Raw genomic sequence first — 18,424 nt, forward strand, 5'->3', positions numbered from 1 at the left:
CAGGTGGCCGGTCATCAGGTGGCCGACAGCGCGGCCGTCGGCGGCAGCCGGGCGGCGCGCATCGCCGGGTAGAGACCGGCGATCGTGCCGATGACCAGTGCGGCGCCGGCCGCCCCTGCGAACGCCCAGGGCGGCACCACCGGCGGCCAGCCCCGGGCCAGCGCGTAGGCGATGGTCGCCAGGCCGCCGAGCACCGTGCCCGCCAGCCCGCCGAGGGCCGACAGCAGCAGCGACTCGGTGAGGAACTGCAGGCGCACCTGCCCGCGGGTGGCGCCGAGCGAGCGGCGCAGGCCGATCTCCCTGCGCCGCTCCAGCACCGAGATCACCATGGTGTTGGCGACGCCGACCCCGCCGACGAGCAGGGCCACCGCGCCGAGGCCCAGCAGCAGGCCGGTGAAGGCGCTCGCGGCGGCCGCCCGGGCGGCGAGCGCGTCCGAGGGCCTGCTCACCGTCACCTCCTCCGGGTTCTCCGGGTTGACCGTGCGCGGCAGCACGGCCCGTACGGCCTCCACCGACTCCTCGGCCGACCGTTCGTAGATCGTCGTCGGGTGGCCGTCGAAGCCCAGGTAGTCGGCGGCGGCGGGGAAGCCGACCAGCGCCGAGCGTTCGATCTCGGGGGCGAGCGGCATCGGGCCGAGGATGCCGACGACGGTGAACCACCGTTCGCCCATCCAGACCCGTACGCCGGTCCGGGTGACGCCGAGCCGCTCGGCGGCCCTGGCGCCCAGCACGACGGCGGGCCGCGTCTCGGTGGCGGCGTTCAGCCAGGTGCCCGCGGTCACCCGGCCCTCCAGGGTGGCGAGCAGGCCGGACGTGGCGGCCTGGACGGCGATGCCGCCGGTCACCGCCTCGGGGATGTGGTTGGTGCGCCGGATCGTCGTGTCGACCACCCCGGTCGCCGACGCCGTGCGGACCGGTCCGATGCGCCGGACCATGCGCAGCGCCTCCTCCGGCAGCTTCGCCTGCTCGCCGAACAGCGTGCGGCCCGGCGAGACGGTCAGCAGGTTGGTGCCGAGCCGGTCGAGGCGGCGCAGCAGCTCCTCCCGGGAGGAGGCCGAGACGCCCAGCACGGCGATCATGGTCGCGATGCCGATGGCGATGCCGAGCGCGGACAGGATCACCCGGGCGGGGCGGGTGCGCAGCCCGGCCATACCGGTCCGCAGGACGTCGGAGGGCCCGAGCCGGGCGGGGACGAGCCGCCCGCCGGTCGTCTCGCCGGTCATCGTGCTGCTCCCTTCGTGGTCGCGGGGACGGGCCCGGGCGGGCGACGGCCTGTTCCCGGGCCGTCGTCGCCGGCGATCCGCCCGTCGCGGACGCGCACCTGGCGCGGGCACCACGCCGCGATCTCCGCGTCGTGGGTGATGACCAGGATCGTGGTGCCGGAGGCGTGCAGGTCCCGTAGGACGGCCAGCACCTCGGTCCCGGCCGCCGAGTCGAGGTTGCCCGTCGGTTCGTCGGCGAGCAGCAGCGGCGGGTCGCCCGCCACCGCGCGGGCCACCGCCACGCGTTGCTGCTCGCCGCCCGACAGTTGGTGGGGCCGGTGGCCGAGGCGGTGGCCGAGGCCCACGCGTTCCAGCGCCGCGGCGGCCTTCTCGCGCCGGGCGCGCGGTGGGACGCCCGTGTAGAGGAGCCCGTCGGCGACGTTGTCCAGCGCGGCGACCCCGGGGGCGAGGTGGAACTGCTGGAAGACGAATCCCAGGTGGCGGGCGCGCAGCGCGGACAGCTCGCGGTCCGACAGCCCCGGCACGTCGTGCCCGGCGATCCGCACGGTGCCGGTGGTGGGCCGGTCGAGCGTGCCGATCAGGTGGAGCATGGTCGACTTCCCCGACCCGGACGGCCCGGCGACGGCCACCAGCTCGCCCCGCTCGACGAGCAGGTCCACCCCGCGCAGCGCCCGCACGCCGCCGTAGGTCCGGGTCACCTCGCGCAGTTCCACGACGTACGGCCCGCCGGTGCGGGTGAGCTCGTTCGGTGGCCGGTTCACGGGGCGGGCACCCCGACCTTCATGCCCTCGGCGAGCCCGGCGCCGGTGATCTCGACCATGCCGCCGCCGAAGGCGCCGGTCTCCACCGGCACGATCCGGGTCGCGGCGCCCTCGGCCACCTCCACACCGAAGCCGCCCTCGCGCAGCGCGAGCAGCGCCTCCACCGGCACGGCCAGCACGTCGCGGCGGCGTTCGCTGACCAGCTCCACCTGCACGGGCGCCCTGTCGAGCCGGGTTCTGGGGGTCTTGGCCAGTGTGATGTCCACATCGACGGTGCTGTCCTCGTCCTGTCCCTCGCCCTGCGAGGCCGCCTTGGCGACCGTGCCGACCGAGGTCACCCTGCCCCTGACGCGTTCACCGCCGGGCAGCTCCACGGTGACTCTGGCGCCCTTCCGCACCAGCGCCTGATCGCTCGTGGACAGGTCGACGTGGACGACGCGGCGCAGGCCCGAAACGACCAGGGCCGGTTGCCCTGGGGTGGTCCTGGCGCCGACCTCGGCCCTGGCGTCGGTCACCCGGGCGGCGGCGGGCAGGAACACCACCTGGGTGGCGTCCACCTGCCCGGTCCGCGGCAGCCCGGCGTCGTCCTGCCACTGCCTGACGGCGAGGTAGGTGGCGTAGCTGAAGTGGTCGTCCACCGTCAGGTCGCCGCCGTAGCCGAGGACCTTGAGGTTGCGTTCGAGCTGCTCGACGTCCGGCCCGTCGGCGACGCCCTGCCGGAGCGTCCGGTAGAGCGGCAGCGTGCCGTACATCAGCACGACCGGGCGGCGGGCGACCCGCAGCAGCGGGCGCCCCCGGCGGACGACCGCTCCCTCGGCGGGCACCCAGGTCACGACGCCCCGGGCGTCGGTGACGATCCGCCGCTCCCCGGAGTAGGTGAGCGATCCCTCAACCGTCTTGGTGTCCACCAGGTCCTGCCGGGTGATCGGGGTGGTGGCGGGGACGGCCGGCGTGGAGGGCCCGCCCGCGCCGGCTCCTCCACCCGGCCCTCCGAACGGGCCGCCGCCCGCCACGGCGACGGCCGTTCCCGCTGCGGCCAGCGCCAGGACGCCCGCCCCGGCGAGCACCAGGGCGCGGCGCGTCACGGCCGCTCCCCCGGCGCGAACTCCTCGCACGCCTTCTGCGCCGCCTCCATCGTCTTCTCCTGGCCCGGCTTGACCTTGACGAGGAGTCCTTCGCCGGGCTTGGGGTCGGCCATGTCGATGCCGTGTTCGCGCATGCACTGGGCGAACTTGAGCATCCGGTCGCGTTCCCGGGGGTCGTCGGCGCCCGCCCGGTCGCCGACGGCGTTCTTCATGAAGTGCTCGCAGGCTCGCATGGCCTCGCGGGTCGTCGCCTCCTCCCCCTTCCGGGCGCGGATCTGGACACGGCCCTGGGCGTCGGGATCGGGCATGTCGACGCCGTGTTCGCGCATGCACTGGGCGAACTTCAGCTGGGCCTCGCGCAGGTCCGTGCTCGCCGAGGCGGACGGCGCGGCCGTGGTCCCGGTCGCGGCGCCGCCGCCGGCGGCGGCGATTCCGTCGCCGTCCGGGGCGTCGCCGCAGCCGGCCGCCGTCACCAGAGTCGTCGCCAGGGCCAGGCACAGCCCCGCCCGTACGGGTCGTGAGCGCATGGTCGTTCCTCCTCCCCCGGGGCCTTCGCCCGGGACGGGGCCCAACTCCAGCGCAGCCGGTGCTAAACACGGATAAGGAGGAGCCCGCCGGGCGTCCGGGAGGCTTCGCTTATCCGCGCCTAACACCGCGTGCGTCACTGTCGGTGCCGAGCGGGAGGCGAGGATGCGGGTGCTGGTGGTCGAGGACGAGGAACAACTGGCCGACGCCGTCGCCCGGGGGCTGCGGCTGCACGCGATCGCGGTGGACGTGGCCTACGACGGCCGGGAGGCGCTGGAGCTGACCGCCTACGTGGACTACGACGTGGTGGTGCTCGACCGCGACCTGCCCGACGTGCACGGGGACGAGGTGTGCCGGGAGCTGGCCGCCGCGAGCGGCGCGAGCCGGATCCTCATGCTGACCGCGGCGGGGCGCGTGCGGGACCGGGTCGGCGGTCTGGCCCTGGGCGCCGACGACTACCTGGTCAAGCCGTTCGCGTTCGCCGAGCTGGTGGCGCGGGTCCGGGCACTGGCCAGGCGCTCGCCCCGGGCCGCGCCGCCGGTGCTGGAGCGGGCCGGGATCCGGCTCGACCCGGCCCGCCGTACGGTGATCCGGGACGGACGGCAGGTGGCGCTGGGCCGCCGCGAGTTCGACGTGCTGCGCGAGCTGATGCGCGCCGGCGGCGGACTGGTCAGCTCGGCGCGGCTGCGCGCGAGCGTGTGGGACGAGCACGCCGGCGCCGGGACGGGCGTGTTGCGCGTCACCCTCACCTCGCTGCGCAGGAAGCTGGGCGACCCCCCGGTGATCGAGAACGTCCCGGGCCGGGGGTACCGCCTGTGACCCGGCGTCTGCTGGTGTGGCGCAGGCTGGGGCTGCGGACGCGGCTCACTCTGCTGTACGGCGGGCTGTTCTTCGTCGCGGGCTCGGTGCTGCTGTGGTTCACCCACCTGCTGACCGCCCGGGCGCTCAACCAGCGGTTCGTCGTGGCGGTGGACAAGGTGACCGGCGGCGCGCGCCCCACCCCCGCGGTGTCCGGCTCCGCCCTGCCCGGCTCCACCCTGCCCAGTGACACTCTGCCAGGTGACACCCTGCCCGGCGGCGTGCTCGGCACGGACGTGGTCGCGCGGCGCATACGCACCGACGTCGAGCAGGGCGCGGCCGACGTGCTGGACGAGGTGCTCCGGTCGTCGCTGATCGTGATGATCCTCGTCGGGGTGGTCGCGGTGGTGCTGGGCTACCTGGTGGCCGACCGCGCGCTGCGCCCCCTCGACCGGGTGACCGAGACCGCGCAGCGGCTGTCGGAGAGCACGCTGCACGAGCGGATCGCCCTGCGCGGCCCGCAGGACGAGGTCAAGCGGCTGGCCGACACCTTCGACGCGATGCTCGACCGGCTGCACCGGGTCTTCGACGCCCAGCGCCGCTTCATCGCCAACGCCTCCCACGAGCTGCGCACCCCGCTGGCGGTCAACCGTACGGTGCTGGAGGTGTCGCTGGAGGAGCCCGCGGCGTCGGAGGACCTCAAGGCGCTGGCGCGGGCCCTGCTGGGCGCCACCGCCCGGTACGAGCGGCTGATCGACGGGCTGCTCATGCTGGCGCAGTCGGAGCAGGAGATCACCACCCGCAGGCCGGTGGACCTACGGGAGGTCGTCCGTACGGCGATGGAGCAGATCGGCCCGCAGCCGCGCCGCGGGAAGGTCACCGTCCACGAGGACCTGTATCCGGCGGTCGCGCACGGCGATCCGCTCTTCCTGGAACGCTGCCTGGTCAACCTGCTGGAGAACGCCGTCAAGTACAACGTGCGGGACGGGGAGGTCTGGGTCCGCCTGCGTGAGGACGACGCCGGGGCGTGCCTGACCGTGGAGAACACCGGGCCGCCGGTGCCGCCGTACGAGGTCGGTGACCTGTTCGAGCCGTTCCGGCGGCACGGCGGCGACCGGATCCGGTCCGCCCGCGGCGCCGGGCTCGGGCTGTCCATCGTCCGCGCCATCGCGGTCGCGCACGGCGGCACGGCCGACGCCCGCGCCCGCCCGGAGGGCGGCCTGGTGGTCACCGTACGTCTGCCCAGGTAGGGGCGACCGGAGTGCGAGCGAAACGTGTCACACGCCAGCGGCCGATACGTCACAGGCACGAACCGGTGTCGTAGGCGGTACAGCACCCCTCACCCGTGACCGTCACGCAGATACCGCGCCACATGAGAAGGCGTCCCGCGCGACGTGATTTCCCCTATGAGCTGGGCCGTCGCCGCTCAACGTTGTTCTTTCGGCGAGAACTATTGGGGCACATGAGGATCGCGGGATGGGCCGGGTCTGTGACGATGTCCGTTTGGCGGACGCATATCAGGCCGGTAAGGAGATTCCGGAGGCGTCATTTCGGGCCTCGGGTCGGTGCGGTATCCGCCGGAAATCCAGCGCATATCTCTGGGCAGCGGAAACATCGAGGTCGTAGTGTGGGACGCCCGGTGGGATTTTGCGGAGGCTCGGCCGCCTGTCGTAGAACTCTTGTACAGGCGCATCACCGCTCATAAACTCGATGTAATGACAGCTGTGTGATTTGTCGTATCTCGCGCGCTGCCGAGCGCACGTCCGTGACGGTCCTGAGGAGACGCCATGCCGCTTCCCAATCAACCTGTCGATGGAACGCTGGTGCACCGCACGCGTCCTCGGAGGGCCGACACCGAGAAGGCCGACATCAGCGGGGACGTCTACACCGAATTGGACGGCCTTCGCTACACCATTCACTTGAGCAAACAGGCGGTCATCTGGATCGACGGCATGGAGAAGCTCTTCGATCAGCTTCTGAACGCGTCCATGGAGGCAATCGAAGAACTCGCGCCGCTCTTCGAGGCGATAAGTATCTATATCGACGCCGAGGCGGAGTCGATCAAGGTGGTGTCGAACGGCGTGCCGGACGGAAGGGTCAAATTGGTGGGATACATCCCCGATCCTACCGTGATGCCAGAGCCGGACGAGGGCTACGTCCCCCCGGGAGGATGGGACCCTCCGGCCACCGTGAACGGCCTGCGGTGGTGGACTGTCAACTCAATCAACCTCTACAACAAGCGTTGGGCCTTCACCGCCACCAATTCGAATCCGGACGAGTCCTCGGTGTCGTCGATCTACTTCTCCACGGAGTACGACGGGAACTCCATGCACGTCAACCCTCGGGACTTCAGGAGTACCTACGGATGGCCCTGCCTCAAGGGCCATGCGGAGTTCGACAGCGGGCTGGACACGTGCACCTTCGTCCCCCGCACCGGAATGTGGTGGCTGTTCAACGGCCCATACTGCGCGAGAACGAACGGCTACGGAAACTCTCTCACCTGGTCGCCGTCGAGACTGACGGAGATTTGGGCGGGGCTCGGCCGGATCGACCGCGGAGACTTCGGTCAAGAAGAGAAAGACCACTGGGCCAACGGAATCTCCTGCGCCACGACCGACGGCAACGGCTACTACTGGCTCACCGCGGGAAACCGGGTCGCCGTCCTCGAACCGAACAGCGGAGATTTTCTGCCCATCTCCGGCTGGGACCGTCCCAGGGATCTGACTGAGATATGGCCGGCTCTCCAACACCTGGAGGAGGCCGGCATCATGGGCGACCAGACCCTGAAAGCCCTGTGCTGGGCACACAACGGCAACAGGGCGAAATGGTTTCTGGTCTTCCACAGCACGCTCTTCACCAATTACCCCGACGACGACTCGGGCAGTTTCGGTTACAACTTCATTGCGTGCCAGTCCAACACGGAGAACTGGTACTACAGCTGGAACGCCATGTTCAACTACCTGAACGGCCCATGGCCGTACCCGTCCTGCGATTGACCGCACCGCCCGGGGTGACGCCATGAAGACGATGGTCATCTCCGAGCCGGCGGCGCCGCGCCGCCTCGTCCCCGCGCGGGGGCGGCGGCGTACACCGGCGTGAACAGCACTGCCCGGCGCGACTTGTAGTACTGCTCGCACAACGGCAGGTGGTTGTGTCGCCGTGGTGCGCCGCCCCCGCCTCGTGCGACGCTCAGCGTCGCGATGCCGGTGCCCTTCTCGGCGTCGGGCTCGTGTTCGCCGGGCCTTGGTCCGGCAGCCTCGCGCACCGCGGCCAGGACAAGCTCGGCGCGGATCTTGGCGGCCATCCGGTCCGGCGTGGTGTAGCCGGCAACTCCCGACTGGTGCGGTCGATCGATGCCACCGCGCACCTCGAAGGTCACGGGGCCGCGTTGCACTTCACCCCCAGGCGCTCAGCCGTATCACCGGTACGAGGATCGGCCACACCCCAGGTCAGCGAGGCGCGTTCGCTGTGAGCGAACCGAGGTGTGAGCAGAGGAGAAGAAGGGGAACGCGGCAACCCCGGTGGGGCGGGCGAACCCGCCCTTTGCTCTCGCCGCCCCGGCGTCTCACCAGGCAAAACCCGACTTGTCATCACTTGACTGGTTTGGACGTGTCTATTACGTTTTGGGCAACTCGGGGCCCACTTGCTCATCTCAGTGGTCAAGAAAGCCCACCTCACACCGACGCGGCCGGCCGATCTCGGCCTGCCGTTCGGCTGCCTAATCCGCGCGAGCGGAGCCGGGGACCCAACCTCTTCCTGGGGTGAATCGGCATACCTGCCGTAGGGCGACTTCCAGCCCGAACCCGTCAGCTAACCCGGTCGGCAGCATGGAAGCAAAGGGAGTTCGCCCATCATGCACGCCCTCACGACCTGTCTGCGCACGGCCCTCGCCGGCGGAGTCCTCGCCTCTGCCGTGGCGATCGCCCCGCCCGCCGCGCAGGCGGCGGACAACCCGGCGGCCGGCAAGGGCCCGGCCGCCGTGGCCGCGCCGTCCCTGACCGAGATCGCCGCCCGGCTGCCCAAGGTCGGCCCCCAGGACGTCATCAAGCTGGCCGCGAGCCAGGTCGGCATCAGCGAGGACGCCGACGGCGGCGGGACCAAGTTCCAGGAGTGGTACATGACCAGCCCGCGCGCCCGCGAGACCCTCGCGCGGGACGGCGGGGCGCTGGAAGAGTACGAGAACGCCCCCTGGTGCGACATGTTCGTCTCCTGGGTCGGCCAGCAGCTCGGCATCCAGCCGGTCATGGGTTCCGACGCCTACACCGTGGAGCACGCCCGCTGGTTCGCCGACCACGGCCGCTGGGGCCGTACGCCCAAGCCCGGGGCCGTGGTGTTCTTCAGCTGGAGCGGCAGCAAGAAGATCGACGACATCCAGCACGTCGGCTTCGTCGTCAGGGACAACGGCAACGGCACGATCCGCACCGTCGAGGGCAACACCGGCAACGGAGCCGTCGAGGCCCGCACCCGCCCCACCTGGCAGGTCGCCGGGTACGGCTACCCGGTCTACCCCGCCGAACTCACCTCCTGACGAGATCCCGGGTTCCCACGTCTCCGCCGATCGGGACGGTGTCGATGAACTCGCATTTCATGGCGCACCGACCTGCCGGCCGCGCAACGCCGGACGCTCGCCCGTTTCCGGCGGCAGCACGGCCGGACCATCCCGGCGGGGGGTCGGCGAGACCGTCGGTGTGGAGTACGTGTCCAGAGTGCCGCGACCGCCGCTGGACGGGCTGATCGACGACCTTTACTACCTGGAGGGTGCGCCGCCGTACGCCCGGCTGACGCTGCCGCCGATGCCGGCGGCGTTGCTCATCGTCAATCTCGGGGCGCCGCGGTGACGTCCCGTTGGACGAGAGCGGCGAGCTGAAGGTGTCGCAGACGTCCTACGACTACACCCGGGCGTACTGGGACCAGATCGGAGTCACGATCGTCGGCCGCCACGTCTTCGACCTGACGGACGGCTGGGGCGGCAAGCCGCCGGGTGGCATCGACCACGTGGTCGTCGTGTCGCACCGGCCGATGCCCGAGGGCTGGGACCCCGAGGCGCCGTTTCACTTCGTCGACGGCGTCGAGGCGGCCGTGGCCAAGGCGCAGGAGCTCGCGGGTGACCGCATGGTCGAGGTCGCCGCCGGCGACGTCGGCGGCCAGGTGCTCGCCGCGGGCCTGGTCGACGAGGTGCGCATGGACGTCGTGCCTGTCGTGTTCGGGTCCGGCAAGCGCTACTTCGGGTCGGTCCACGCGCAGCACCTGTTGGAGGACCCTGACGTGGTGATCCAGGGCAACCGGGTGCTTCACCTGCGCTATCGGGTGCGCCGTTGACATGAGCGGGTACGCGAACAAGCCCACCGCGAACGGCGACAGAAGATCGGGCCTCCGGCCGCGTTCGCGCATCGCTGTCCCTGATCAGGCAGCCGACGCCGCCCTCTCATCAGAGAACGCCTGAGCGCCGACGGTTCCACCGCATGGCGGTAGGGACTCGTGGGACCCGGTCCCCGCCTGTCAGCTGTCTCCACCATGGTGAGCGGTGCCGCGGCCTCGCACCAACGGCAGGTACACCTCGTCGACGATCTCGACGAGGACATCGTCGGGCGCGGTGGGCGCCCCGCGTACGACGAACTCGTTGCGCAGCAGGACGACGGCCGTCGTGGCGACGCGGGGATGGAGCGCCTCGGGCGACGCCTCGCCGCGCGCGACCGCCCGCCCCAGGATGGTCAGCCAGGCGGCGGCCGCGGCGTCGCCGGACTGCTCCGGCAACTGTGTGAGGAACTCCTGCGCGCCGCCGGCGGCCGACATCAGCTCGCGCAGGATCGCGCCGAGGGGGGAGCTCCAGTGGCGGTTGGCCAGGCGCAGCATCTCCAGGACGTCGCCGCGCAGGTCGCCGGTGTCGGGCGGTTGCACCGCCGTGGCCAGTTGCCGGTAGGCGGCGATGCCGAGCGCGAGACGGTTGGGCCAGCGGCGGTAGATGGCGTTCTTGTTGGTGCCGGCGCGGGTGGCGACCTTGTCCATGGTCAGTCCGGCGTACCCGGATTCGAGCATCTCGTCCACCGCGGCGCGCAGGATCGCCTCCTCCAGGGAGGCGCCGCGGCGTCGCGTCCGCCCCGACCCCGGAGGCCTGACCGAGTCGTTCACCGCGAGCCTTCCCGCTTCACAACCGCGCGTACCTTACCTGTGGGTCCGGTGGGAAGATTAGCGGATCGTCAAGGCACTCGACGTACCTTGACAGGCGTGGGGGCGAGACATGATCACTCCCGGTTTGGCGTCTTGTCGCAGAGGACCCGGCCGGGCGATCGCACCATGTACTACCGGATGGCCGACGACGCCTGGCAGGCGGTGGTGCGGCAGCAGGTGGGGGGGATCGCCTCGTTCCTCGACATCACCCGCCAGGGCCTTGACCTGGTCGGCCCCGACGACGAACGGGCCGCACGCGTCCGTCAGGCGCACGCCACCTTCGCGTGGATGGCCAAGGTGTTCGAACAGGCTCCGCCGCTGGACAGGGAGGACCGGTGACCGGCCACGCGATCGTGATCGGGGGCGGCATCGGCGGTCTGGCCGCCGCCGTCGCCCTACGCCGCATCGGCTGGCGGGTGGATGTGCGCGTGCACGCTTTCGGGGAGGTGGGGTCCGGCCTGTCGCAGTCGCCCAACGCGATGCGCGCCCTGGCCGAGACCTCCATCGCGGCGGGCGGCAGCATGACCCTGGGCCGCGGCAGGTACTTCCTCATTCACCCCGTCGCGCCGGGCCGGGTGTAGTGGGCTCTGGGCGCCGCCGCCGACCGGCCCGGTGTCCGCTCCGACGACGAACTGGAGCAGGTGCGGCGGCGGGTCTCCGGCTGGCACGATCCGATCGGCGCCCTCCTGGAGGCCACACCGCCCGAGCAGGTCCGCCACCTCGACATCCACGACCTGCCCGATCTGCCCGCCTACACCAGCGGCGGCGGTTCTGTGCCCGCGGCGCTGTGGGCTCGCCTCGCGCCCCGTACGCTCGGTGACCTGTGTGACATGGATGGCCCCGGCCCTGCCTGCACCGCACAGCTGACCCGCCGAGTCATCCGCCTGTCCTCACTTGACCACACGGTAGGTCAGGTGCTCGGCGGCCGGGGTGGACACGGACTCGAGCGGCTCCAGGCGCAGGGACTCGGGCATGCCCTCGGGGAACAGCGACGTGCCGCCGCCGAGGATGATCGGGGCGAGGTGGATCCGGAGGACGTCCACCAGGCCGGCGCGCAGGAACGCGTCCGCGATCGTGCCGCCACCCATTATCACGACGTCCTTGCCGCCGGCGGCGGCACGCGCCTTCTCCACGGCACTGTCGAGGCCGTCGGTGACGAAGCGGAACCGTTCGCCCAGCCGCACCTTCTCGGGTCGCGAGTGGGTGACGACGAAGACGGGCGGGGCGGCGATCTGGTCCTGGTCGTGGCCGTAGCCCACCTCGTCGTTCCATCCCTTCGGCCCGTCGACGATGTCGAAGGTGCGCCGGCCCATGATGACCGCGCCGGTGTCGGTGAAGGACTTGTGGAGGATCTCCGCGTCTCGCGGCGTACGGTCGTCCGTCACCCAGGCGTGCAGCGGTTCGCCGCCCACCCCCAGGCCGTGTTCGAGGTCGACGCCCGGCGCGCTGACGTACCCGTCCAGCGACATCGAGATGTCCACGACGACCCGGCTCGCCTCCGGGCGGCCCTCGGCCGGGTCGTGAGCCAGCTCGCCGAGGCGGTCCATCGCGTCGCGGATGCCGCGCTCCATCCCGCTGGCGATCATGGCGTCACGGGCCTCGACGGTCGGGAACACGGACCGGGTCCACAGCCGGGTGCGTCCCCCGAGGTCCTCGAACGTCGCCGAGTCGAGGCTGACGACATCGGGCGTGCCCTCGTGCTCGAAGGTCTGGACGATCCGCTCGCCGGGGGTGACGGTGTGGAAGACGCCGCGGAAGACGTGCTCGTTGCCCTCGATGTCGCGGTGCACGTAGCGGTACGCCCCGCCCGGGCGCGCGTCGTACTCGATGAGGCGCATCTCGATGTCACGCGGGCCGAGCCAGCGGGTGACCAGCTCGGGGTCGGTGTACGCGCGGAAGAGCCGCGCGGGCGGCGCGTCGAACTCGCGGACGACCTCGATGAACGGGCTGCCGGGCTGGGCCGTGATGGTGGTCGGGTTCTCGATCATGGTTCCTGCTCCCTTATCTCGCCGAGTACGTCGTCGAGGCGCCGGAACTGCCCCTCGCGGGTCAGCCGGTAGGTGTCGATCCAGCTCGTCAGCTCCTCCAGCGCCGCCGGGTTCAGACGGCACGGACGGCGCTGGCCGTCACGGCTCCGCGTGATCAGCCCGGCCGCCTCCAGCACCTGGATGTGCCGCGACACGGCCTGCTTGGTGATCGGGAACGGCTCCGCGAGCTCGTTCACGGTCGCCTCGCCCCGTGACAGCCGGGCGATCAGCGCGCGCCGGACGGGGTCGCCCAGTGCGGCGAACGCCCGGTCCAGGCGATCCTCCGCCTCGTCAATCGACATCTTTATCAACCAACCTCTTTATCAACCGATGTGTTGATAATAGGCACGGAACCGTGGCCGGGACAAGGGGTGGCGGCGCGAAAATCGCGAGCAGTGGTGGGCGATCGGCTCGGATAAGTAAGTCAAGCCTTACTTTCGCGGGAATCGGGCCGCATAGTGGAGGGCCGAGTCGAGAGGAGCGCTGCTGTTGCCGCAGTTCGACGAGGATGCCGCAGGACAGGTCGAGGTGGAGCAGGCCCACGTGGCCCCCATGTACAGGCTGCTCGACGAGCAGCTGGCGGATGCACGTGCCAGGCTGGCGGACGTGTTGAGGTCATCAGCCGGTAGCGCGGGTGAGGCGTACGCGCGCGATGTCGAAGCGGAGCGTCTGGCGCGCCGGCTTCGCCGGCTGGAGGGGGCCGAGGAGGGGCTGGCGTTCGGCCGGATCGACGGCGCGGACGGAACCGTCCTGCACATCGGACGGCTCGGCCTGCACACCGGCGATCGGGAGCTGCCGCTGCTCGTCGACTGGCGAGCGGAGGCCGCGCGGCCCTTCTACGCGGCGACGGCCGTCCACCCGATGGGCCTGCGGCGGCGCCGTCATCTGCGGGTCGAGGGCCGTACGGTCCGTGCGGTGAGCGACGAGCTACTGGACGGATCCGCGCCCGCGGTCGGCGACGTCGTCGGCGACGGTCCGTTGACGGAGGCACTCGAGGCGCGGCGGACGGGGCGGATGCGGGCCGCCGTGGCGACGCTGCAGGCGGAGCAGGACGAGATCGTCCGGTCCCCGCACCGGGGCGTGACGGTGGTGCAGGGCGGCCCCGGCACGGGCAAGACCGTCGTCGCGCTGCACCGGGCGGCGTACGTGCTGTACGCGTTCCCCGGTGCCGCCGCACGCGGGGTGCTGGTGCTCGGGCCGAACGCGCGGTTCCTCGACTACGTCTCCCGGGTGCTGCCCTCGCTCGGTGAGAACGACGTGCTCCTGGCGACCTGCGCGGAGCTGGCCGGGGTGGTGCCCGCCGCCACGGAGCCGTTCGACGTCGCGCGCCTCAAGGGGGGTTCGGCGCTGGCCGGGGCGCTCGCGGACCTGGTGCGCTCCCGGCAGGCACCGGGCGGCGGGTTCGCGGTGCGTGCGGGGCAGGAGTGGGTCCGCCTGACGAGCGTGGACGTCGCGGCGGCACGGCAGGCCGCGGTGGCGAGCGGCCTGGCGCACAACCGCGCGCGGGAGGTGTTCAAGGAACACCTGATCGACTTGGTCACGGACGCCCTGGAGCGCGGAGCCGTCGAGGCCCTCGAACTCATCGACGCCGAGGTCGCCGAGAGCACGGGCATGGATCTCGACGCCACGGCCGCGGCGGATCTGCGGGCTCTCGGCTTCGACGACGCGCCGGCCGCGGATCCGGCCGAGGTGTTCGACGCGGATGCCGTCCGCGCGGACCTCGCGGGCGACGCCGGCGTCGACCGTGCGGTGGAGTCCCTCTGGCCGCGGCTGGCACCCGAAGCGGTCGTACGGGCGCTGCTGGCGGACGCTCGCACGATGGCGAGGCATCTGCCGTCGCTCTCCGGTGACGAACACTCCCGGCTGGCGCGTTCCCCCGATGCCCCGTGGACCGATGCCGACGCACCGCTGCTGGATGAGGCGGCGGCCCTGGTGGACGGGCCGCCGGAGCGAACGTTCGGGCACGTCGTGGTCGACGAGGCCCAGGAGCTGACCGCGATGCAGTGGCGGATGGTGATGCGCCGGTGCCCGGCCAGGTCGATGACGCTGGTGGGCGACTTCGCCCAGGCGGGCCCCGCGACCGCCGCGGGCGACTGGTCCCAGGCGCTGGGCCCGCACCTGGGCAGCCGGTTCGCCCTGCACACCCTGACCATCGGTTACCGCACGACCCAGGAGATCCTGGCGACGACCCACGGCCTGCTCGCCCGGATCGCCCCCGGCCAGACGCCGAGCCGGTCTATCCGCCACGGCGAGCCTCCCCGCAACCTCGCCGCAGATCCGAACGCACTCGCTACCACGTTGGTTGAGGAACTCCGGGCGCAGGCCGCGGCACACCCGGGCGAACTGCTGGCCGTGATCTGTGCGGATGACCGGGTCGAGGAGATGGCGTCCGCGGGTGTCGCACAGTGGGCGCGTCTCGTGCCGGCTTCCGAGGCCCGCGGCCTGGAGTTCGACGCGATCGTCGTCGTCGGCCCAGAGGAGATCGTCGCGGCCCGTCCCAGCGGGGAGCGTGACCTGTACGTCGCCCTCACCCGTGCCACCAGGAGACTGTGCACGATCGCCGTACACCGAAGCGGGGCACCCGGCGGCCGCTGAATCAGGCCCCGGTCCCCTATCTCTGACCCACGGTGCAAAGTAGCTCCGGTGTCTGGCCGGGCCCCGTTGCTTGGCGCCCTCTCGCTTCGTTACGCCGAATGAGGAGACGGCGGAGGGATGGGAGCGTTCATGCGCCGGGAGTGGTCGCCCGAGGATGTGGTGGCGTGCTGGACCTTGGTGGGCAGCGACTGGGACCTGATGGCGAACAAGTCGGGTCCGACCCGGCTGGGCTTCGCGTTGATGCTGAAGTTCTTCGAGCTTGAGGGCCGCTTCCCCCAGCTCATCGAGGAGTTCCCGCAGGCCGCGGTCGACTACGTGGCCGACGTGGTCAAGGTGCCGGCGGAGGACTTGGCGAAGTACGACTTGGCGTCCCGCTCGGCGAAAGGTCACCGTACGCAGATCCGGGAGGCGCTCGGCTTCCGCCCCGCGACCCGGGCTGATGAGGAGCGGCTGACCGCCTGGCTGGCGGCGGAGGTCTGCCCGGTGGAGCTCGTGGAGGAGCGGCTGCGTGCGGCGGTACTGGTGCAGTGCCGTAGTGACCGCATCGAGCCGCCGGGACGGATCGAGCGGATGGTGGCCGCGGCGCGGGCGCGAGCCGACCGGCAGTTCTGTGCCCAGACCGTCGCGCGACTGGGCGAGCAGTGCGCCGGCCGGCTGCTGAAGCTGGTGGCGGAGGGAAACGAGGACGGAACCGCGTTGCTGGCCGCGCTGAAGCGCGACCCGGGGGCGGTGGGGCTGGACTCGCTGCTGACGGAGATCACCAAGCTGACCGCCGTACGGGGGCTCAAGCTGCCGGCGGGCCTGTTCGCGGACTGCTCGGAGAAGCTGGTTGCGGCCTGGCGGGCACGGGCGATCAAGATGTACCCCTCGGACTTCCGCGACGGGGGCGAGGACGTGCGGACGACGTTGCTGGCCACGCTGTGCGCATCGCGGCAGGCGGAGATCACCGACGCGCTCGTGGAACTGCTCATCGCCCTGGTCCACAAGATCAACGCTCGTGCGGAGCGGCGGGTGGAGCGGCAGCTGACGGACGAGCTGCGGAAGGTCCGCGGCAAGGAAGGCATCATCTTCAAGCTCGCGGACGCCGCCATCGGCAAGCCGGACGAGATCGTACGCAGGGCCTTGTTCCCGGTGGTCGGGGAGAAGACGCTGCGGGACCTGGTCGCGGAGGCGAAGGTGAACGAGAAGGCGTTCAAGGCCAAGGTCCGCACCACGCTGCGGTCCTCCTACAGCAGCTACTACCGGCAGATGCTGCTGCCGCTACTGAAGACGCTGGGCTTCAAGTGCAACAACACCGCCTACCGGCCGGTGATGGACGCCCTCGCGCTGCTGCAGTCCTACGCCGGCGTGGACGGCAAGGTGCGCTACTACCGCGAGGACGCGGTGGTACCGATGGATGGCGTGGTGCGCAAGGACTGGCGCGAGGCCGTGGTGGACGACCGCGGGCGGATCGAGCGGATCCCGTACGAGCTGTGCGTGCTGGTGGCGCTGCGGGATGCGATCCGCCGCCGGGAGATCTACGTCAAGGGCGCACAGCGGTGGTGTAAACCGGAGGACGATCTGCCCGGCGACTTCGAGGCCGCCCGCGCGGTGCACTACGCCGCGATCCGTCAGCCCGAGGACCCCAAGGAATTCATCGCCGGGCTGAAGCAGCGGATGACCGCCGGCCTGGACCGGCTGAGTGCCGCCTTGGCGGATGGCTCCGCGGGCGGGGTGAAGGTCACCACCCGCAAGGGCGAGCCGTGGATCACCGTCCCGAAGCTGGAGCCGCTGGCCGAGCCGACCGGACTGCAGGCGCTCAAGGAGGAGGTCGTACGCCGCTGGGGCGTCCTCGATCTGCTGGACATGCTGAAGAACGCCGACTTCCTGTCCGGCTTTACCGACGAGTTCTCCTCCATCGCCGCGTACGAGCGCATCGACCGGCCCACCCTGCAGCGCCGGCTGCTGCTGGCGCTGTTCGCGCTGGGCACGAACATGGGCATCCGGGCGATCGTGGCGACCGGCGAGCACGGCGAGACCGAGGTCGCGCTGCGGCACGTGCGCCGGCACTTCATCACCGTCGACAACCTGCGCGCCGCGGTGACGAAACTGGTGAACGCCACCTTCGCCGCCCGTGACACGTCCTGGTGGGGGAAGGGCACGGCGTGCGCGTCGGACTCGAAGAAGTTCGGGTCCTGGTCGTCCAACTTCATGACCGAGTACCACGCCCGCTACGGCGGCAACGGCGTGATGATCTACTGGCACGTCGAGAAGAAGAACGTCTGCATCTACTCCCAGCTCAAGAGCTGTTCGTCGTCCGAGGTCGCGGCGATGATCGAGGGCCTGCTGCGGCACTGCACGGACGCCGAGATCGAGTCCCAGTACGTCGACACCCACGGCGCCTCCGTCGTCGGGTTCGCGTTCACCGAGTTGCTGAACTTCCGGCTGCTGCCCCGGCTGAAGAACATCGGCAGCATCCGCCTGTACCGCCCGGACGACACCCCGCTCGGCTGGCCGGGGCTCGGTGGCTCGCTGACCCGCCCGATCCGCTGGGAGCTGATCGAGCAGCAGTACGACCAGCTGGTGAAGTACGCCACCGCGCTCCGGCTGGGGACCGCGGAGGCCGAGCAGGTGCTGCGGCGCTTCACCCGCGGCGGACCCAAGCACCCCACGTACGCCGCGCTCGAAGAGCTCGGCCGCGCCGTGCGCACGATCTTCGCCTGCGACTACCTCGCCAGCCCGGAGCTGCGCCGCGAGATCCACGGCGGGCTGCAGGTCGTGGAGAACTGGAACAGCGCGAACACCGTGCTCCACTACGGCAAGGACGGCGCCCTGACCGGCCCGGACAAGGAGCACGCCGAGACCTCGATGCTCGCGCTGCACCTGCTGCAGTCCGCGCTCGTGCACGTCAACACGCTGCTCGTGCAGCAGATCCTCGCCGAACCTACGTGGGCGAAGAAGCTGACGGACGAGGACCGGCGCGGCCTGACCGCCTTGTTCTGGTCGAACGTCAACCCGTACGGGACCTTCCGCCTGGATATGGACAAGCGCCTCGACCTGGGGCTCACGGTGCCCCGCCCCCGCACCGCGGCGGATGCCGCCGACTAATCAAGCACGGAGCGACGATGAAGGACTTCGCGCGCGGCCGTACAGCATTGCGTAACGCGCACTCCCGTGAGGCCGGCCGCGCGCTGCGATCGTGGGCGGGGCCCACGGAGCCGTACGCGAGGAGTGGAAGATCATCTCATCTCATCTCATCGCCT

18 protein-coding genes and 1 riboswitch are annotated in these 18,424 nt (G+C 71.2%); of the genes, 10 read left to right on the forward strand and 8 right to left on the reverse strand.

Annotated elements, in window-relative coordinates; all coding sequences use genetic code 11:
* Nucleotides 1–14 precede the first annotated feature (14 nt).
* From FED44_RS12020 to FED44_RS12035, 4 genes are read right to left on the reverse strand one after another with little or no spacing between them, the layout of a single operon-like run.
* The gene (locus tag FED44_RS12020; protein ID WP_111697781.1) at nt 15–1,223 is read right to left on the reverse strand and encodes an ABC transporter permease; all 1,209 of its coding nucleotides are present in this window, start codon (nt 1,221–1,223) and stop codon (nt 15–17) included.
* Complete coding sequence (locus FED44_RS12025) at nt 1,220–1,984, reverse strand: ABC transporter ATP-binding protein (protein WP_111697780.1); 765 nt, start codon at nt 1,982–1,984, stop codon at nt 1,220–1,222. Before FED44_RS12025 ends, FED44_RS12020 begins: the two co-directional genes overlap by 4 nt.
* Entirely contained in the window at nt 1,981–3,069 is a 1,089-nt protein-coding gene (locus tag FED44_RS12030; protein ID WP_244301855.1) for an efflux RND transporter periplasmic adaptor subunit, read from the reverse strand. The genes FED44_RS12025 and FED44_RS12030 overlap by 4 nt, the downstream gene beginning before the upstream one ends.
* Entirely contained in the window at nt 3,066–3,596 is a 531-nt protein-coding gene (locus tag FED44_RS12035; protein WP_138460697.1) for a hypothetical protein, read from the reverse strand. The genes FED44_RS12030 and FED44_RS12035 overlap by 4 nt, the downstream gene beginning before the upstream one ends.
* 163 nt (nt 3,597–3,759) lie before the next feature.
* On the opposite strand from FED44_RS12035, the gene FED44_RS12040 reads away from it, so the two are divergent.
* The 3 genes from FED44_RS12040 (at nt 3,760) to FED44_RS12055 (ending at nt 7,388) form a co-directional block, all read left to right on the forward strand.
* Nucleotides 3,760–4,413 carry a response regulator transcription factor gene (locus FED44_RS12040; protein ID WP_138460698.1) on the forward strand — a complete coding sequence of 218 codons (654 nt, stop codon included), beginning with the start codon at nt 3,760–3,762 and terminating at the stop codon, nt 4,411–4,413.
* Nucleotides 4,410–5,642, forward strand: a complete 1,233-nt coding sequence (locus FED44_RS12045) for a sensor histidine kinase (RefSeq protein WP_244301856.1) — start codon at nt 4,410–4,412, stop codon at nt 5,640–5,642. Before FED44_RS12040 ends, FED44_RS12045 begins: the two co-directional genes overlap by 4 nt.
* 537 nt (nt 5,643–6,179) lie before the next feature.
* Nucleotides 6,180–7,388 (forward strand): hypothetical protein, encoded by a 1,209-nt coding sequence (locus tag FED44_RS12055; RefSeq protein WP_111697777.1) that lies wholly within the window; start codon nt 6,180–6,182, stop codon nt 7,386–7,388.
* Between the two features lie 35 nt (nt 7,389–7,423).
* Here the strand turns inward: FED44_RS12055 and FED44_RS12060 are convergent, their stop codons facing one another.
* Entirely contained in the window at nt 7,424–7,771 is a 348-nt protein-coding gene (locus FED44_RS12060; RefSeq protein ID WP_111697776.1) for a hypothetical protein, read from the reverse strand.
* A 326-nt stretch (nt 7,772–8,097) separates the two neighbouring features.
* A riboswitch (cyclic di-AMP (ydaO/yuaA leader) is annotated at nt 8,098–8,232 on the forward strand.
* A 13-nt stretch (nt 8,233–8,245) separates the two neighbouring features.
* On the opposite strand from FED44_RS12060, the gene FED44_RS12065 reads away from it, so the two are divergent.
* From FED44_RS12065 to FED44_RS12075, 3 genes are all read left to right on the forward strand, one after another.
* On the forward strand, nt 8,246–8,920 hold the full coding sequence (locus FED44_RS12065; RefSeq protein ID WP_138460699.1) for a CHAP domain-containing protein: 675 nt from the start codon (nt 8,246–8,248) through the stop codon (nt 8,918–8,920).
* 169 nt (nt 8,921–9,089) lie between these two features.
* Nucleotides 9,090–9,230 carry a hypothetical protein gene (locus tag FED44_RS12070; protein ID WP_208758937.1) on the forward strand — a complete coding sequence of 47 codons (141 nt, stop codon included), beginning with the start codon at nt 9,090–9,092 and terminating at the stop codon, nt 9,228–9,230.
* Between the two features lie 7 nt (nt 9,231–9,237).
* Entirely contained in the window at nt 9,238–9,711 is a 474-nt protein-coding gene (locus tag FED44_RS12075) for a dihydrofolate reductase family protein (protein WP_244301857.1), read from the forward strand.
* Between the two features lie 180 nt (nt 9,712–9,891).
* On the opposite strand, the gene FED44_RS12080 is transcribed toward FED44_RS12075, so the two are convergent.
* The gene (locus FED44_RS12080) at nt 9,892–10,521 is read right to left on the reverse strand and encodes a TetR/AcrR family transcriptional regulator (RefSeq protein WP_111697774.1); all 630 of its coding nucleotides are present in this window, start codon (nt 10,519–10,521) and stop codon (nt 9,892–9,894) included.
* A 132-nt stretch (nt 10,522–10,653) separates the two neighbouring features.
* Here FED44_RS12080 and FED44_RS12085 point away from each other — a divergent pair, with 132 nt between their 5' ends.
* On the forward strand, nt 10,654–10,899 hold the full coding sequence (locus FED44_RS12085; RefSeq protein ID WP_208758938.1) for a hypothetical protein: 246 nt from the start codon (nt 10,654–10,656) through the stop codon (nt 10,897–10,899).
* The gene (locus FED44_RS12090) at nt 10,896–11,141 is read left to right on the forward strand and encodes a hypothetical protein (protein ID WP_111697773.1); all 246 of its coding nucleotides are present in this window, start codon (nt 10,896–10,898) and stop codon (nt 11,139–11,141) included. Before FED44_RS12085 ends, FED44_RS12090 begins: the two co-directional genes overlap by 4 nt.
* 309 nt (nt 11,142–11,450) lie before the next feature.
* Here FED44_RS12090 and FED44_RS37245 read toward each other — a convergent pair whose 3' ends face one another.
* Complete coding sequence (locus FED44_RS37245) at nt 11,451–12,548, reverse strand: SRPBCC domain-containing protein (protein WP_111697772.1); 1,098 nt, start codon at nt 12,546–12,548, stop codon at nt 11,451–11,453.
* Nucleotides 12,545–12,889, reverse strand: a complete 345-nt coding sequence (locus FED44_RS12100; RefSeq protein WP_111697771.1) for an ArsR/SmtB family transcription factor — start codon at nt 12,887–12,889, stop codon at nt 12,545–12,547. The genes FED44_RS37245 and FED44_RS12100 overlap by 4 nt, the downstream gene beginning before the upstream one ends.
* Before the next feature lie 187 nt (nt 12,890–13,076).
* Between FED44_RS12100 and FED44_RS12105 the strand changes: the two genes are divergently transcribed.
* Together FED44_RS12105 and FED44_RS12110 are read left to right on the forward strand one after the other, a co-directional pair.
* The gene (locus FED44_RS12105) at nt 13,077–15,182 is read left to right on the forward strand and encodes a HelD family protein (protein WP_138460700.1); all 2,106 of its coding nucleotides are present in this window, start codon (nt 13,077–13,079) and stop codon (nt 15,180–15,182) included.
* 117 nt (nt 15,183–15,299) lie between these two features.
* Nucleotides 15,300–18,269 (forward strand): Tn3 family transposase, encoded by a 2,970-nt coding sequence (locus FED44_RS12110; protein WP_244301858.1) that lies wholly within the window; start codon nt 15,300–15,302, stop codon nt 18,267–18,269.
* Nucleotides 18,270–18,424: the final 155 nt, after the last annotated feature.

Origin of the sequence: Microbispora triticiradicis (genome assembly GCF_005864065.1) — a bacterium.
Lineage (GTDB): Bacteria > Actinomycetota > Actinomycetes > Streptosporangiales > Streptosporangiaceae > Microbispora > Microbispora triticiradicis.

What these genes read in the sequence shown, in the direction of transcription:
- FED44_RS12065 (WP_138460699.1), top strand. Translation starts at nt 8,246, where the DNA reads ATGCACGCCCTCACGACCTGTCTGCGCACGGCCCTCGCCGGCGGAGTC.
- FED44_RS12100 (WP_111697771.1), bottom strand. Translation starts at nt 12,889, where the DNA reads ATGTCGATTGACGAGGCGGAGGATCGCCTGGACCGGGCGTTCGCCGCA.
- FED44_RS37245 (WP_111697772.1), bottom strand. Translation starts at nt 12,548, where the DNA reads ATGATCGAGAACCCGACCACCATCACGGCCCAGCCCGGCAGCCCGTTC.
- FED44_RS12020 (WP_111697781.1), bottom strand. Translation starts at nt 1,223, where the DNA reads ATGACCGGCGAGACGACCGGCGGGCGGCTCGTCCCCGCCCGGCTCGGG.
- FED44_RS12035 (WP_138460697.1), bottom strand. Translation starts at nt 3,596, where the DNA reads ATGCGCTCACGACCCGTACGGGCGGGGCTGTGCCTGGCCCTGGCGACG.
- FED44_RS12110 (WP_244301858.1), top strand. Translation starts at nt 15,300, where the DNA reads ATGGGAGCGTTCATGCGCCGGGAGTGGTCGCCCGAGGATGTGGTGGCG.
- FED44_RS12040 (WP_138460698.1), top strand. Translation starts at nt 3,760, where the DNA reads ATGCGGGTGCTGGTGGTCGAGGACGAGGAACAACTGGCCGACGCCGTC.
- FED44_RS12055 (WP_111697777.1), top strand. Translation starts at nt 6,180, where the DNA reads ATGCCGCTTCCCAATCAACCTGTCGATGGAACGCTGGTGCACCGCACG.